At 68.4% G+C, this 15,574-nt stretch carries 11 protein-coding genes; 6 read left to right on the top strand and 5 right to left on the bottom strand.

The window, feature by feature from the left end; all coding sequences use genetic code 11:
- The first annotated feature begins 355 nt into the window (after positions 1-355).
- The 5 genes from CCR97_RS07500 (at position 356) to CCR97_RS07480 (ending at position 5,388) form a co-directional block, all read left to right on the top strand.
- The gene (locus tag CCR97_RS07500) at positions 356-2,632 is read left to right on the top strand and encodes a flagellin N-terminal helical domain-containing protein (protein WP_111356179.1); all 2,277 of its coding nucleotides are present in this window, start codon (positions 356-358) and stop codon (positions 2,630-2,632) included.
- A gap of 278 nt (positions 2,633-2,910) precedes the next feature.
- Positions 2,911-3,279 (top strand): flagellar biosynthesis regulator FlaF, encoded by a 369-nt coding sequence (gene flaF, locus CCR97_RS07495; protein WP_111356178.1) that lies wholly within the window; start codon positions 2,911-2,913, stop codon positions 3,277-3,279.
- A 338-nt stretch (positions 3,280-3,617) separates the two neighbouring features.
- The gene (locus CCR97_RS07490; RefSeq protein ID WP_111356177.1) at positions 3,618-4,511 is read left to right on the top strand and encodes an ABC transporter substrate-binding protein; all 894 of its coding nucleotides are present in this window, start codon (positions 3,618-3,620) and stop codon (positions 4,509-4,511) included.
- 126 nt (positions 4,512-4,637) lie between these two features.
- Positions 4,638-5,069, top strand: a complete 432-nt coding sequence (flbT, locus tag CCR97_RS07485) for a flagellar biosynthesis repressor FlbT (protein ID WP_111356176.1) — start codon at positions 4,638-4,640, stop codon at positions 5,067-5,069.
- Complete coding sequence (locus tag CCR97_RS07480) at positions 5,014-5,388, top strand: flagellar biosynthesis regulator FlaF (RefSeq protein WP_111356175.1); 375 nt, start codon at positions 5,014-5,016, stop codon at positions 5,386-5,388. Before flbT ends, CCR97_RS07480 begins: the two co-directional genes overlap by 56 nt.
- A gap of 41 nt (positions 5,389-5,429) precedes the next feature.
- Here CCR97_RS07480 and CCR97_RS07475 read toward each other — a convergent pair whose 3' ends face one another.
- From CCR97_RS07475 to CCR97_RS07465, 3 genes are read right to left on the bottom strand one after another with little or no spacing between them, the layout of a single operon-like run.
- Positions 5,430-7,916, bottom strand: a complete 2,487-nt coding sequence (locus CCR97_RS07475; RefSeq protein ID WP_111356174.1) for a flagellin — start codon at positions 7,914-7,916, stop codon at positions 5,430-5,432.
- 8 nt (positions 7,917-7,924) lie between these two features.
- A complete protein-coding gene (gene flgK / locus CCR97_RS07470) occupies positions 7,925-9,790 on the bottom strand; it encodes a flagellar hook-associated protein FlgK (protein WP_111356173.1) in 1,866 nt (621 codons plus the stop codon).
- A gap of 29 nt (positions 9,791-9,819) precedes the next feature.
- Complete coding sequence (locus tag CCR97_RS07465; RefSeq protein ID WP_111356172.1) at positions 9,820-11,817, bottom strand: flagellar hook-basal body complex protein; 1,998 nt, start codon at positions 11,815-11,817, stop codon at positions 9,820-9,822.
- Between the two features lie 472 nt (positions 11,818-12,289).
- On the opposite strand from CCR97_RS07465, the gene CCR97_RS07460 reads away from it, so the two are divergent.
- Positions 12,290-13,135, top strand: coding sequence for an AAA family ATPase (locus CCR97_RS07460; RefSeq protein WP_111356171.1), 846 nt, complete (start codon positions 12,290-12,292; stop codon positions 13,133-13,135).
- Between the two features lie 78 nt (positions 13,136-13,213).
- On the opposite strand, the gene CCR97_RS07455 is transcribed toward CCR97_RS07460, so the two are convergent.
- The gene (locus tag CCR97_RS07455; protein ID WP_111356170.1) at positions 13,214-14,779 is read right to left on the bottom strand and encodes a DUF2235 domain-containing protein; all 1,566 of its coding nucleotides are present in this window, start codon (positions 14,777-14,779) and stop codon (positions 13,214-13,216) included.
- Between the two features lie 112 nt (positions 14,780-14,891).
- On the bottom strand, positions 14,892-15,428 hold the full coding sequence (locus tag CCR97_RS07450) for a methyltransferase family protein (protein WP_111356169.1): 537 nt from the start codon (positions 15,426-15,428) through the stop codon (positions 14,892-14,894).
- Positions 15,429-15,574: the final 146 nt, after the last annotated feature.

Here is a 15,574-nt window from a genome sequence, read left to right as displayed (position 1 = left end):
CCGGCCCCCGCAGCGGCATCGAAGGCCCCCCGCCCGACCGCCCGGCCATTTCTTAATTCCTCAACAATTCGAAGACGTTGCGGATCGCTCCCCGGCGCCCGGGAGGGCGCGGGCGCGGCATTTCGCCGGCCATCGCGACGGACGTCGCGGGGACAGGATTGCCGCCCCGCGAGCGGCGACCCGGCAAAAATTGCTTATACGTAAAGAAAGCCGAATCCAGGCGCACATTTTTCAACGTCGTTATCGAGGCGTTAACGATCTCGACCTTAACCTCTCCACGTTCGGCAAGAGGCTGGCGCGAATCGGTACCCGCGAGCCCTCCGCGCCGGTCCGAGATTTCGACGGAGAGGCTTCCATGTCGTCCAACATCACCCTGTCCGCCGGCGTCCGCCAGAACCTGCTGTCGCTGCAGGCCACCGCGGACCTGATGGCGACCACGCAGAACCGTCTCGCCACCGGCAAGAAGGTCAATTCCGCACTCGACAACCCGTCGAACTTCTTCACCTCCCAGTCGCTCGGGGACCGGGCCGGCGATCTCAACTCGCTGCTCGACTCGATCGCCCAGGGGATCAAGACGATCGAGGCGGCCAACAACGGCATCACCTCGCTGACCAAGCTGGTGCAGTCGGCCAAGTCGATCGCCCAGCAGGCCCGCTCGGCGACGGCCCCGGCCGCCACCTACGACGCGCTCAGCATCACCGGCTCGCTGCCGACCGAGATCATCGGCTCGGCGATCGCCGGCGGCGCCAACGACCTGTCGCCCAAGGCCGTCAACCTCTCCTTCACCAACATGGCGGAGACGATCGGCACGGTGACGGGCACGGCCAACCTCGCCGCCGGCCCAGGCGGCGCCGGCGCGGCCGGCACGGTGCAGATCCGCGTCAACGTGTCGGGCGTCGACAAGACGTTCAACGTCAACCTGGCCGGCACGGAAGCGAACTTCGCCGCCACCCAGGCCGTGTTCGACGCGACCACGTCCGGCACCCCGGGCGACACGCTGAACAACTACATCACGATCACCAACGACGGCGCCGGCCACATGGTGTTCACGGCCGCCTCGACCGACGTCGACTTCTCGATCAGCGCCGCCGGCTCGGGCTCGACGGCCGCCACCCTGACGGCGATCGGCCTCACGGCGGGCGCCCACGCCTCGACCAGCCTGCTCGACAACGTCGTCTCCAACGGCGGCACGATCGGCACGTCGAACCTGATCCTCAAGGTCTCCGGCCAGGCCGACAAGACCGTCACGTTCGGTCACGGTGGCGGCATGGTGTCGACGCTCACCGAGCTGAACTCCTGGATCAACTCGAACCGCGGCGCGGCGACCGCCTCGATCGCCGGCACCACCTTCTCGCTCGGCCTCAGCGCCGCCACCGGCAACTCGATCGGCTTCACCTCGTCCGATGTCGGCGTCGCCGATGCGCTCGGGCTCAGCGCTGCCGAGGCCAACTACAATTTCGGCACCGGCGCCCGCGGCGGCATGGGCTCGCTGCTCAGCAAGACCTTCAACAGCGACCTGACGCTGGGCGAGATCAACACGACGCTCGCCGCCGGCACCAACATGGCCATCACGGTGGACCCGAACGACGGCACGGGGCCGCAGACCCAGACGGTCGGCCTCTCCGGCTCGGACAATCTCGACGCGGTGGTGACCAAGCTGAAGGCCAACGCGATGCTCGGGGCCAACCTCGACATCTCCAACGAGGCCGGCAAGCTGAAGATCGTCGCCAAGACGGCCGACGTCGACTTCTCGATCGCCGCCGGCGCCGCCACCACGGCCCTCAACATGACGGCCGGCAGTTACGCCTCGACCAGCCTGCTCGACCGCCTGATCGCGGCCGGCGGCGCCGAGGGCGACGTCTTCACGGTGTCGGCCAACGGCGGCTTCGCCCAGACCATCACGTTCGGCAAGGGCACCACCCAGGCGTCGACGCTCGCCGAGTTCACCCAGCAGCTCTCCAAGCTGTCGGGCGTCACCGCGACGGTGGTCGGCACCGCCTACACGCTCGGCATCGCCCAGGGCACAAGCCAGACGACGCTCTCCATCGGCGGCTCGACCAACACGCTGACGGCGCTCGGCACCAGCGCGCAGACGCTCAAGGGCGTCAAGCACGAGGGCACCGCGAACTCGACCCGCGAGAGCCTGCAGAAGGACTTCAACGACGTCCTCAACCAGATCGACGGCCTGTCGAAGGACGCGTCCTACAACGGCATCAACCTGCTCAACGGCGACGACCTGAAGATCACGTTCAACGAGCGCGGCACCAGCTCGCTGACCATCACGGGCGTCACCTACTCGGCCTCCAACATCGGCCTGAACAAGCAGAACGGCACGTCCTTCCAGGACAACACGATCGTCGACCAGGTGATCGAGTCGATCAACACGGCGCTCACCACGCTGCGCACCCAGGCCTCGAAGTTCGGCTCGAACCTGTCGACCGTGCAGGTGCGGCAGGACTTCACCAAGCAGATGGTGAACACGCTCCAGATCGGCGCCGACAACCTCGTGCTGGCGGACACCAACGAGGAAGGCGCCAACATGCTGGCCCTGCAGACGCGCCAGCAGCTCTCCACCACGGCCCTCTCGCTCGCCAACCAGGCGAACCAGGCCGTGCTGCGGCTCTTCGGCTGACGCCGAGGAGAACGCTCCGGCGGACCGCGGGGCCACGGCCCCGCGACACCGCCGCGAAGCCGGACGGCAGGCGCCGCGGTCCGCGTCGATCGCAGGCTTTTGCACGCCGCGCCGCCCACACCACCCAACACGATCCAGAAGAGATCGATGCGGCTACGTGCGAGCCGCACGAACCAGGCGCGCGTCCTGCACAAGTCGGGCGGCCTGAATAAGCATGTCTTAACGGCACGACGCTAAAACTGACGTCCTGCCGATCAGTGGCACCAGGAGTCCCCCAGATGCACAGCGCGGCGAAAGCCTACGGACAGGTGGCGCAACAGATCGCGAATCCGCGCGAGCTCGAAGCGCGCTTGCTGCTCAAGGCGGCGGCCCGCCTGCAGCACGTCCGCGAGGACTGGGAAAAGGATCGCTCCGATCTCGCCGATGCGCTGCTCTACAATCGCAAGCTCTGGACCGTGTTCCTGACCTCGGTCACCAGCCCGGACCACCAGATGCCGGCCGCGATCCGCCAGAACATCGCCAATCTCGGCCTGTTCGTGATGAACCACACGCTCGACATCCAGCGCGAGCCGCGGCCCGAGGCGCTCGTCGCCCTGATCAACATCAACCGCGAGATCGCGGCCGGCCTGCTCGGCCAACAGACCTGAGACGCGACGCGGACGTTGCTGCTGAAGCGGCTTCGCTTCTGCGGACCGGCCCGAATTCCGCTCGTCCCCGCGCAGGCGGGGATCCGGGGGCCGCGCGACGTGTGGCTCTGGATTCCCGCTTCCCCGGACATGAGCGGAGTGTAGGTCGACCCCGGCGGACAGCACTCCACGTCCCGCCGCGCAGCGCCGCCCGGCGCCCCGCGGGCGCCGCGACGGCGCGAGACGCGGCACCGGCGCAACCCTGCCCTATCGTCCAAACCATTGATTTTCCGCCGCCATGCCGGCAGAACCGGCGCTCTGCCGGGGCACCGACAGGCGAGGACGGAGGCAAGGACGACATGACCCAACCGGAAAAGCTCCGGCTCCACACGCTGCTCGGCACCCATCCGAATACCAAGGCGCTCAAGTCGGGCGCCGTCGCCTCGGACCTGGTGGCGTTCGACTTCGCCGACATCCCGGTCGCCAATCGCGGCTTCAAGCCGATGGTGCGTCAGCACGTGTTCGACTTCGGCGAGCTCGCCATCGGCACCTTCCTGCAGGCCCGCGTCGCCGGCGCGCCCTACCGGCTGATCCCGGCCACCGTGGTCGGCCGTGGCCAGCTCCACACCATCGCCTACGTACCCGCGCGCGGGCCGCTCGCCCCCGCCGACCTCGCCGGCAAGCGGGTCGGCGTGCGCGCCTACAGCCAGACCACCGGCATCTGGCTGCGCGGCATGCTGGAGGAGCTCTACGGCGTCGACCCCGAGACCATCGACTGGGTGACGTTCGAGGACGCCCATGTCGCGGGCTACCAGGATCCGCCCTTCGTGCGCCGCGCCGCCGAGGGCGAGGATCTCGTCAAGATGCTGCTCGACGGCGCGCTCGACGCCGCGATCGTCGGCGACAAGTTCCCCGACCCGCGCCTCGCGCCCCTGGTGCCCGATCCCGAGGCGGCGAACCAGCGCTGGGCCGAGACGCACGGCGGCGTGCCGATCAACCACATGCTCGTCCTCCGCGAGGAGATCGCCGCGTCGCGCCCGGACGTGGTGCGCGAGCTCTTCCGGATGATCCGCGAGAGCACGGCGGCCGGCGGGCTGCCGACCGACGACGCCACGGCGGCGCTGCGCTTCGGCATCGAGCCGAACCGTCGCTCCCTCGAGCTGATCATCGACTACGCCTTCCGCCAGAAGCTGATCCCGGAGCGCGTCGGCGTCGATTCGCTGTTCGACGACACGGCCCGCGGCCTCGCCTGACGCGGCGGGGCTTCTCCGGAGCTCGGAGACGCCGGCCAACCCCTTGCGCATACGCACGTTTTTCCCCTTAACGGTTCGTTAAACCAGATGGTTAACGATCCGTGAGACTCATGGGGGAGAGCGGCCATGGCCTTGAAGGTCGAACTGAAGCCCGGCGAACGCATCATTCTCGGCGAATGCGTCATCACCAACTCGGACCAGCGGGCGCGTCTGCTGATCGAGGGCGAGACGCCGATCCTGCGCGAGAAGGACATCCTGACGGCCGAGACGGCCGACACGCCGGCCAAGCGCATCTATCTCGCCGTGCAGCTCATGTACACGTCGAAGGACGCGCGCGCCTATCACGAGATCTACTTCAAGCTGGTCAGCGACGTGCTCAAGGCGGCGCCGAGCACCTGGCCGCTGATCGAGAGCGTGAACAACCACATCCTGGCAGGCGAGATGTACAAGGCCCTCAAGGAGGCCAAGAAGCTGATCGCCTACGAGAGGGAGCTGGTCGACCATGCCCTGCATCGAAACGGCGAGCCGTCCGGAGCACCCCACGCCCGCTCCGCGTGAAGTCCAGGCCCTGCTTCTCCTCGACGCCGCCCGGCGCCTCCAGGCGGCCCAATCGGGCGCGGTCCGGAGCGCCGAGCCCGCGAGCCGCGACGCTATCGACGCGGCGCTGGTCCACAACCGCCGCCTCTGGCACGACGTGGTCGAATCCGCCGCGGCGACCGAGCCGGCGCTTCCGTGCGCGGTGCGGCACAGCCTCGCCAGCCTCGGCCTGCTGGTCGATCACCAGACCGTCGCCTTCGCGGCCGACCCGCGCCCGGAGCGCATCGCCGCGCTGATCGGCATCAACCACGACATCGCCGACGGCCTGCTCGGCACCTGACGCGGCCCGCCCTGCGGCCGGCCATGTCACGCGCGACGCCGCTACAGATAGTTCACGAGATTGAGCTTGGAGAGCATCGCCGTCGTCTGCAGCGAGGCCTGCAGGCTCGTCTGCAACGCGAGGATCATGGCGCTCGATTCCTCCATCGGCACGCCTTCGATCGTCTCCAGCATGTCGGTCAGCGCCGCGGTCGTCTGGGTGTGGCGATCCTTGGCGGTCTGCACCGCCTTCTGCGAGGCGCCGAGATCGGCCGTGATGTCGGAGACCTTCTGCACGCCCTGCTGATTGCCGAGGTTGGACTGGACCCGGTTCATCAGGGCGTTGAAACGCCCTTCCCCGTTCGTATCGCTCGACGAGAAGGTGACAGCGGCCATCGCGGCCGTGTTGGCGAGCGCGACCCGGAACGCCTGCTCGTTGGCCCGCATGCCGTAGGAGACCGAGATCTGGGAGTCGATCGCCACCGTCGAGGTGGAGCGCGCCGGGCTCGATCCGGCCTCGCCCGTGTACCAGGTCAGCGTATCGGCCGTGGTGCCGTTCTTCAGGGCGACGGCGGTGTCGAACGGCGGGCCGTCGACCCGCCGCGGCGGGGTGGCGTCGCCGGCGTTGAAGAACTCGTTGGAGGCCTGCACGGCGGACGCCGCCATCAGCGACGTCTTGGCGAGCGTGCCGACCGACGAGTTCAGCAGCGTGTGCAGGTTGGCGAGCGTCTCCGCCTCGGTGACGCCGATGGCGAACTGGTTCTTCTCCTTCGGCGGATCGACGACGTTGCCGACCCGGTTGCCGGCCGCGAAGCCGAGCGAGTCGAGCGTCGCGGAATCGCCGCCCAGCGTGATCTGCTCGCCGGCCGCCGACTTGAACACGAGCTGGCCACCCTCGTTGGTGACCGACACGCCGCCGTTGCCGGCCGGGAGCGAGTTGAGTGCCGCCATGATCTTGGTCGCCGCGGTCGACGGGCTGTCGCTCGCGTTGAGCCCCGAGATCGTCACGGCGGCGCCGCCGTTCATCAGTGGCGTCTGGATCGTGATGGCGCCCGGCGTCCCACCCAGGATGTGGCCGGGGGCCGCGAAGCCGCCGGTGCCGACCACGCTCTTCGGCGTCGACACCGCGGTGAGGACCAGATTCTCCTTGGTCCCGTCCGGCAGCGAGAAGCTGAACGTCACCGTATCGCCGTCGCGCGGCAACGTGCCGCCGATATCGACCGACATCGACGGCGGGCTGCCTGCCGGCTGGGTCGCGGTGGCGCCCGGGATCGTCGTCGCCATCGACAGGAGCTTGAAGCCGAACACCGAGCCGGCGACGTCCTCGCCGATCGAGACGACGTTCGTCGCCTTCGACGAGATCGTCGCGAGGCCGAACTTCGCGGCCGCGACCGTGCCGCCGATGGTGATGTCGCCGGTGCTGCTCGACGCCGTGACGGTGAGATTGCCGTTGGCCGGATTGACGACGGCGGTGCCGCCCGTGATGGCCGACAGCGCTGTGTTCAGCTCGGCGATGGTCGACACCTGGCCGACGCCGGTGCCGAACGTCACCGTGACGGCGCTGGTGCCGATCGCGACCGACAGGGTCTGCCCCGCCGTGACGCCGCCCGCCTGGTTCAAGAGATTGGTGGGATTCGCGGTGCCGACCGACAGGCCGAGCTCGGTCAGGAGGCCGGCCGTGCTGCCGGCTCCGATCGTGATGCTCGCGTCGGCGTCGGCGCCGGTGAGGACGAGATGGTTCGCGCCGTCGAGCGATGCCGTGACGCTCGGCGCGGCGGGGGCCGACGCGGCGGCGAGCGCCGTGTTGATGGCGTTGCGGATCGTCGCGCCGTCGTCGCCGGCGTTGATCGTGACGCTGACGCCGCCGATCTCCAGCGTGCCACCGGCCGCCGAGGTGAACGGCCCGCTCAGATCGGCCGTGCCGGTCGTCACCGCGACGGCGTCCGGCGCCAACGTCGCCGTGGTGCCAGTCAGGCTCGCGGAGGTCGACGTGGTCGCCGGGATCACCAGCCGGCCGAGGCCGGCGGCGCCGAGATCGGCCTGGTTGCGCTCGGTGATGAGCTGGATCAGCCCGGCCTTGGGGCCGACGCCGTTGAGGATGTGGTCGGTCGTCTCCACCGCGGCCTTGTCGGGCGACAGGCCGGAGAAGATGAACTGGTCGCCGAACTGGGTGTTGAGCGCGCCCAGCATGCGGTCGAGCTGGCCCTGTGCCGTCACCTGATCCTGGGTGCGGCCGTTCTGCGAGATCACATAGGTCGCCTTGGGGATCGAGGTCTTGACGGTGCGGGCGGCCGCGTCGATGTCGGACAGCGCCGTCTGCGACAGCTTCAGCCGCGTCTCGATCTGCTGAATCGATCCGGTGAAGGCCGACACGGTCGACAGCTTGCCGCGCAGCCCCACCGTCAGGCCGCGGTCGAGACCAATTCCCGCATAGGTGTCGGAGCGCTTCTGCGTTCCGAGCTGACGCTGCAGGTCGTCGAGCTGGCGCCGCATCGAGATGAGACGCTCGACCTGGAGCAGGCTCTGGCTTCCCAAGCCGGTGATCGCCATGACAGCCCTCACATCATCTGGAGCAGGGTCTTGAGCATCTCGTTGACCACCGAGAAGACCCGCGCATTGGCCCCGTAGGCGGTCTGCAACGTGAGGAGCGTCGTCATCTCCTCGTCGATGTTGACGGCGGCGCCTTCGTTGAGCCGCTGCTGCAGCGCGTCGACGACCATCTTCTGGCCCTCGGCGAGCTTCGAGGCGCCGGCGGCGTTTTCGCCCTGCACCGCCATCGCCTGGCGCAGGAAGGACGAGATCGTGCCGTTGTAGGGCGAAGCGTCCGAGCCGACGCCCGTGTTGGTCGCGTAGGTCTGGCCCGCGTTGACGAGCTTGTCGTAGAGGAAGTTCGGACGCGTCTGGTCGCCGGACGGCGTCGCGACGTCAAACTGGACGAGCTTGCTGACGTCGGAGAGCAGCGCCGGATTGACCGTGATGCGGGCCGCGTAGCCGACCGATTGCGGATAGGTGCCGGCGATCGCGCCGGAGTAATAGTCGGGCCCGTCCATGAAGAACGGCAGCGCCGCGGAACCGCCGGTCAGCGAGGTCTGGGTCTTGGTGGTCGAGACCGAGACGATGTCGGCCGTGCTCGCGGCACCGTCGTCCAGCACGCGCAGCGTGTTGCCGGACGGGTTGGAGAACTGCACCTGGCCCGTGAAGGCCTTGTTCATCTGGGTGACGGCGTTCGCGAGGCCGCCCGAGAAGTCGATGCCGATCACCTTGTCGTTCGGATCGGCGGTGAGGCTGTCCGACAGCGGCAGCGCGCTCGGCGTGTCGACCCGCACCAGTGTCGCCGTATGGGTCCTGCCGGTGAGCGTGTCCTTCCAGCTCACCTTCACCGAGTTGCCGGCGAGCAGGCCCGTCAGGTCGACGTCGTAGCCCGACTGTGCGCCGGACGTCGCCGGGGTGCCGGGCGTCGTGATGTCGGAGAGCGACCGGGACACCGAGGCGGCGAACTCGTCGAGCTGGTTCTGCGCCTGGACCAGGACCTTGTCGCGCATCTCGAGATAGGCGGCGATCTTGCCGGAGCGGATCGAGCGCGACGCGATCAGGTCGATCTTGCCGCCGGACGAGTTCGTGGCGATGATGGTCCCGACCTGGCGCTTGCTCTCGTCGGCGTTCCATTGCGCGCCGGCCGTCATCATGCCCTGGGCGTCGAACGACAGGGTCGAGGCGGAGGCGCCGGCGAGCTGGATGCCGGAGCTCGTGAACACCGCGACGCTGTCGTCGGCGTTGTATGTCACCTGGATGTCCATCAGCCCGGCGAGCTGATCGAGATAGTAGTCGCGCTGGTCCAGCATGGTCGCGCGCGAGGCGTCGTGCGTGTGCGATGCGGTCAGCTGGTTGTTGACCTGCGCCAGCCCCTTGAGGAACGTGTTGACGCTCGCGACGGACTCCGCCAGCCCCTGCTCGGCGTTCTGCCGCAGCGACTGGATGTCCTCGGACATGTTGTTGAGCTGCTGCGCCATGGCGCGGCCGGTCGACAGCACGTTGGCCCGCGTCGAGTAGTCGGACGGATTGGTGGTGAGCGCCTGGATCGCCTTGGTGAACTCGTTGAAGACCGACTCGAGCGAGGTTGCCGCGTTGGGATCGCCGTAGATCTTCTGGAGCTGGCCGTACATCTGCGAGCGGAGCGTCGCGTACGAGCCGCCCGTGCTCTCGGTCCGGAGCTGCTTCTGGATGTACTGGTCGACGAGGCGGTTGACGGAGGCGAGCCTCACGCTGACCAGATCGCCGCCGGCCGCGACCGTCGCGGTCTCGACCGTCTTGCGGGTGTAGCCGGGGGTCTGCGCATTGGCGACGTTGGCGGAGACGAGCGACAGCCCGCCCTGCGCCGCATTGAGGCCCGACGCGGCCGTCCGGAGCGCCTGGGTGAGACTCATTTAGGTGCCCTCCGCCGTCGCGCGCTCACTCAGCGCAACATGTTCAAGAGATCCTGGATCATCTGATTGCTGGTCGTGATCACCCGCGTGTTGGCAGAATAGGCCTGCTGGGTGACGATCAGCTTCGTGAACTCGTCGGCGATGTCGGTGTTGGCCCCCTCGAGCGACGAACCGACGATCTTGCCGGCCGCGCCGTAGACCGCGGTTCCGGAGCTGTCGGTGGCTTCGAAGGCACCGCCGTCGATCTTCTTGAGATAGTTGGCGCCGGCGAACTTGGCGAGCGTCACCTCGGCGAGGTCGATGGTGCGGCCGTTCGAGTAGGAGCCGACCACGCGGCCCTTCTCGCTGACCGAGATGGTCTGCAGCGAGCCGGCCGCGTAGCCGTTCTGAGTCAGGAGGTTGACCTGGACGTTACCGTTCGGGTCGGAGAACTCGGTGATGCCACCGGCGCCGAACTTCAGAGAGATCGAGCCGAGCGACGCGCCATCCACGACGACGTCCGACAACGTGAGATTCGCCACCACCGGGTTCATCTGGCCGTCGCCCCCGAAGGTGAAGTTGGTGCCGACGTTCTTCCAGGCCGCCTGGCTGCCGGTGGCGCTGGAGTTGACCTGATAGAACAGGTTCCAAGTATCGACGTGACCGGTGCCGAGCGTCGTCGAGTCGACCTTCGCCCAGCGGAGCTGGATGTTGGCCTGCGATCCCGACACGTCGTAGGCCGTGACGGCCCCGCCGCCGATCGACTGCGACACGAAGGTGGTCACGTCGTCGCCGACGACGGTCTGGTTCGACGGCAGCGCCGACTTGGTGCGCAGGCCGAACACGGTCGGGTTGGCGTCGCCACCGATCGTGATGTTGTCGGTCAGGCTCGACGCCGTGATGGTGAGATTGCCGTTGAGCGAGTTCACCGAGGCGGAGCCGCCGGTCAGCGTCGCGATCTGGGTGGCGAGATCCGCCATGGTCTGGATGTTGGGCGGGCCGCCGGTGCCGAACGTGAGGGTGAGGGTCGGGTTGGATCCGATCGTGATGGTCAGGGTCTGGCCCGACGCCGCCGCCGACTGGGTCAGCAGGTTGGTCGGATTGGTGGTGCCGACCGAGAGACCGACCTCGGTCATCAGCGCGGCATTGCTGCCGCCGATGGCGATCGCGGTGCGGGCGTCCGCACTCTGCAGCACGAGCTTGCCCGAGGCGTCGAGCGTCGCCGTCACGGCGGGGTTCGCCGCGGTGTTGATGGCCGCGACGATGTTGGCCGGCGTCATGCCCGCGGTCAGCGCCACGGTGTTTCCATTGACCGTGATGTTGCCGGCGTTCACCAGCGTGCCGGGCAGCACCGCCGCGCCGGTGAGCAGCGCGTTGGCGTCGGGACTCAGGGCTGCGCCCGTGCCGGTGATCTTGGCGGGCTGCGGCGGCACCGCCAGCGGGTTGGCGATGAAGTCGGTCGCCTTCAGGAGCTCGGACCCGACCGTCTTGGTGTCGTGCGACGGCGTGAACGGATAGCGCGGCAGGTTCGCCCGATAGGAGACTTCGGTGGTCGCCTGGGCCGGCAGGAAGTCGTTCTTGAACTTCAGCAGGCTCGGAACGCTGGCGGTGAGGTTGCCGGTGGTCGAGTCGATCGGGATGCCCATCAGATAGTAGCCGGCGCCGTTGACCAGATAGCCGTCCTTGTTGGGCTGGAAGTCGCCGCGCCGGGTGAACTGGTTGACGCCGGAGAAGATCGGGTTGTTGTCCACCACGCTGGTCGGCTTCATGACGACGAAATAGCCGTCGCCGTTGATCGCCATGAAGGTGCCGATCGAGCTCGTCTGGATGTCGCCCTGCACCGTGTTGGTGCCGCGCGACGACGCCTGGACGCTGCCGGCGACCTGCTTGGAGGGCTGGTTGTCCTGGATCAGATCCGAGAAGCTCGTGTCGGTGCGCTTGTAGGCGGTGGTCTGCGCGTTCGCGATGTTGCCGGAGATGTTCTGCAGGGCGAAGGACTGCGCCTGCATGCCCGTCACGGAGGTGGTCAGCGCGCCAAAGATACCCATCGGTCGTCTCCACTCGGCCGAGCGGTACGCGAAACTGCATGCGCGACCGCACCCTGTCGGTTGTTCAGCAAGCGCTGTGCCGACAGGCTGCAGTGTTGATTTTCAATGAGTTACAGCGGTGCACGCGATGCCTGGCGGGGCTTCGGCCCGGCAAGAACGGCCGCCGGCCGGCAGATATTTCCGTCCAACGACGATCGCGGCTGCGCGATCCTGCCGGGTCGCACATCCGTAAGCGGGCGAAGGCCTGTCTCCGGCCGCATGTCCTTCAAACGGACACCGGGGCCGAACCAGGCGCGGATTTTTTCGCGGCACCGAACTTTTTTCGGACGGCCCGGACGATCGCCCGCGGCGCGCGATGCGGCCGGGGCGGGCCGCCGGCCCGTGGCCCCGAGCACCGGCCGGCTCGCGCCTCGCTTGCCCCACCCGGGCCGCCGCCCTACTGTCGCGAGAACCCGGACATCGAGGACCCGAAATGCGCTTCGACGGCACCAGTGCCTATGTCGCCACCGACGACCTCAAGGTCGCCGTCAACGCCGCCATCGCGCTCGAGCGCCCGCTCCTCGTCAAGGGCGAGCCCGGCACCGGCAAGACCGTGTTGGCCGTCGAGATCGCCAAGGCGGTCGGCGCGCCGCTGATCGAGTGGCACGTCAAGTCGACCACCAAGGCCCTGCAGGGGCTCTACGAGTACGACGCGGTGTCGCGCCTGCGCGACAGCCAGCTCGGCGACGAGCGGGTCAAGGACATCCGCAACTACATCAAGCGCGGCAAGCTGTGGGAGGCCTTCGTCGCCGACGAGCGCCCGGTGCTGCTGATCGACGAGATCGACAAGGCCGACATCGAGTTCCCGAACGACCTCCTGCAGGAGCTCGACCGGATGGAGTTCTACGTCTACGAGACCGGAGAGACCGTGAAGGCGCGGCGCCGGCCGATCGTGGTCATCACCTCGAACAACGAGAAGGAGCTGCCGGACGCCTTCCTGCGCCGCTGCTTCTTCCACTACATCCGCTTCCCCGACCAGGACACGATGCGTGCGATCGTCGAGGTGCACTTCCCGGGCATCAAGCAGCGCCTGGTGGCCGAGGCGCTGCGGCTGTTCTACGAGATCCGCGACGTGCCCGGCATGAAGAAGAAGCCGTCGACCTCGGAGCTCCTGGACTGGCTGAAGCTCCTGATGGTCGAAGACATCGGCCCCGAGATGCTGCGCGAGCGAGACCCCAAGAAGCTGATTCCGCCGCTGCACGGCGCGCTGATCAAGAACGAGCAGGACGTCCACCTGTTCGAGCGCCTCGCCTTCATGGCGCGGCGGGACGGGCGGTAAGAGCGAGAGGGCGGTCGGAGCGAGCGACGAACCGCGGCCGCCGATGGCGGCCCGCGGTCGCAGGAGCCCCCCGCGGCTTCAGGCGATCCGCTCGATCGTCAGTGCCACGGCGCCGTGATTGTTGGCGTACATCTGCCAGGCGTCGTTGGCGAAGCAATAGAGATAGCCGCCCTCGCCGTCCTTGATCACTTGCGTGCAACCGGCACCGATCTCGAACACCGTGTGCTCGTAGGGAACGCCCTTGTCGTCCGCCCCGCGGCCGTTGGCGACGACGCCGACCAACGCGAACCAGGCGTAGGCTTCCACCCGCTTGGTCAGCCAGAAGTCCGCCTGCTGATTGCCCGAGAGCGTCCGGAACAGCGTCTCCGCCTTGCCGAGAAGCGAGCCTGCCATCTGGGCGATCTCGCCCGCCTGGAACCGGCCGTCCGCGGTGCCGGCGGGGCCGCAGGCGATGCTGCCGTCGAGCCACTCCCCGGACGCCGTGAACCGATAGGTGCCCGGCTCGAGATAGAGGCCGGTCGCATTCCAGCGTTCCTTGGCGAAGATGTCGATGGTCCTCGGGGGAGCGCCGATCGCCACCGTCTCCGTCGCCCAGTACGGCGCCTGCTGGATCGGCGGGCTCGTGGTCCGGCGCGTCGCCGAGTCGTGGAACGCCCCGTCGGTCGTGGACCCGAGCCGCGGCACGCCGCGCGGCAAGGTCTTGAGCACGGAGAAGACGCCACGACAGGAATCGTGCAGCGTCCCCCGCGGGTCCGGAACGACTTGAGCGACGGCGGCGGGATCGAAGGCGAGGCCGCACTCCGGCGCCGAGGCCTCCGCGATCATCCATGCGAGCGCGCCGTCCGACAGCCCGGTCCGCCCGTAGCCGCCGCCGACGTCGGAGTGGACGCCCGGAAACCAGACCTGCTTCACGCCCGGCCGATCCTCGAGGTCGCCGGTCTCCGTCGTCCAGAAGGTCGGAGTGAAGCTCTGGCGGCGCTCGTCGATCGCCACGGCGTGGCGGGCGTGAAGGACTCGCGCGGCGAGCCGGGTGTCGTGGAACTGGTGCTTGGCCGGATCGTCGATGAGATTGAGCAGGCCGAGGTCGTCGGGAATGCCCAGCGCGCCGACCGTGTCCCACACCCCGATGAAATGGATGTCCAGCATCGCGGCCGGATTGGTCGTCGGCGCCGCGTGATGAAACGGCAGCTTCGTGAGCTTCGGCGTAAGCTTGCGCGTCCGATAGCAGTCGAAGGCGAGATCGATCCGCTTCCACACCGCGTCGGGTTTCAGGCCCGGATCGGTGATGTCGAGCAGGCCGCAGCGATTGATCATCCCGGCCAGGCTGCGCACCGTGAAGGCGCCGCGGCTGAAGCCGAACAGGAAGATGCGATCGTCCGGCCTGAAGTTGTAGGCGAGCCACTGGTAGGCGCTCTTGACGTTGCGGGCGAGCCCGGCGCCGGCCCCGCCGCCGACCGCCCTATTCCACCAGCCGCCCTCGGTGCCGACACCCGCGTTGTAGTAGGTCTTCTGCGGCTTGCCGTCGGCGTCGACCTTGGCGACCGCGTTGAAGAGCTTTCGCACATTGGTCGGCGCCGGAACGCCGCCGTCGAGATCGTCCGGCGTGTTCCAGGTGCCGTCGCAGCAAACCACGAGATTGGCCATCGCTCCCTCCGAACCGCCCTGAAACCGGGGCGGAGAGGCTAGATGCCACGACCCATGATTGCAATTATCTGCGCGAGCACGGTGATTAACTCTACGTGAGGACGCAGGCCGATTAACGTCGCCGCACCGGCCAGCCGTAGCGCGGGACCTCGGCCATGAAGCGCCGATAGGGCGCACCGAATTTTCGCGCGAGGTAGCGCTCCTCACGCAGCACCACGCCGTAATGAAGGACGAGCCCGGCCGGCGCGATCAGGACCAGGAGCCAGACCGAGTCGAAGCCGACCGCGAGGCCGAGCAGCAGCAGCCCGAGCCCGACATACATCGGGTTGCGCATGTGGCGGTAGATGCCGTCCGTCACCAGCGCGGTGGCGGGCCGCCAGGGCAGCGCGTCGGTGCCGGCCTGCGAGAAGCGCCGCTCGCCGGCGACCGCAAGCGCCCCGCCCGCGAGCGCGAGCGCGGCGGCGACGGCCAGCCTCCCGCCGAGCCCGAGGAGGCCGGTGCCGCTCGGCCAGATCTGCTCCAGGCCCGCGGCGAGCGCCAGCGCGACGGCGGCGATCACGGGCGGCGGGGCGATCACGCCGGCCTTGTCGGGCCGGGTGTCGTCCACCTCCCGGCCGCCTCCCGGGGTCGCGTCAGGCCCCTCCGCCATCGGCCCTCTCCTCGCACCGGCCGGCGGCTCCCCGGCCGTCCGGACATGCTCTACACTGTCCCGCACCCCTCGCGCGGGCCGGGATCGATCCGGCGCCCAGAATAGACCCGATGCCGCCAGCGCAAAGCCCCTCGCCCGCCCCTGCC

The organism is Rhodoplanes elegans, assembly GCF_016653355.1.
GTDB classification, from domain to species: Bacteria; Pseudomonadota; Alphaproteobacteria; order Rhizobiales; family Xanthobacteraceae; genus Rhodoplanes; species Rhodoplanes elegans.
Note: the sequence above shows the minus strand (reverse complement) of the source record. Positions and strands in the feature narration are given on the sequence as shown.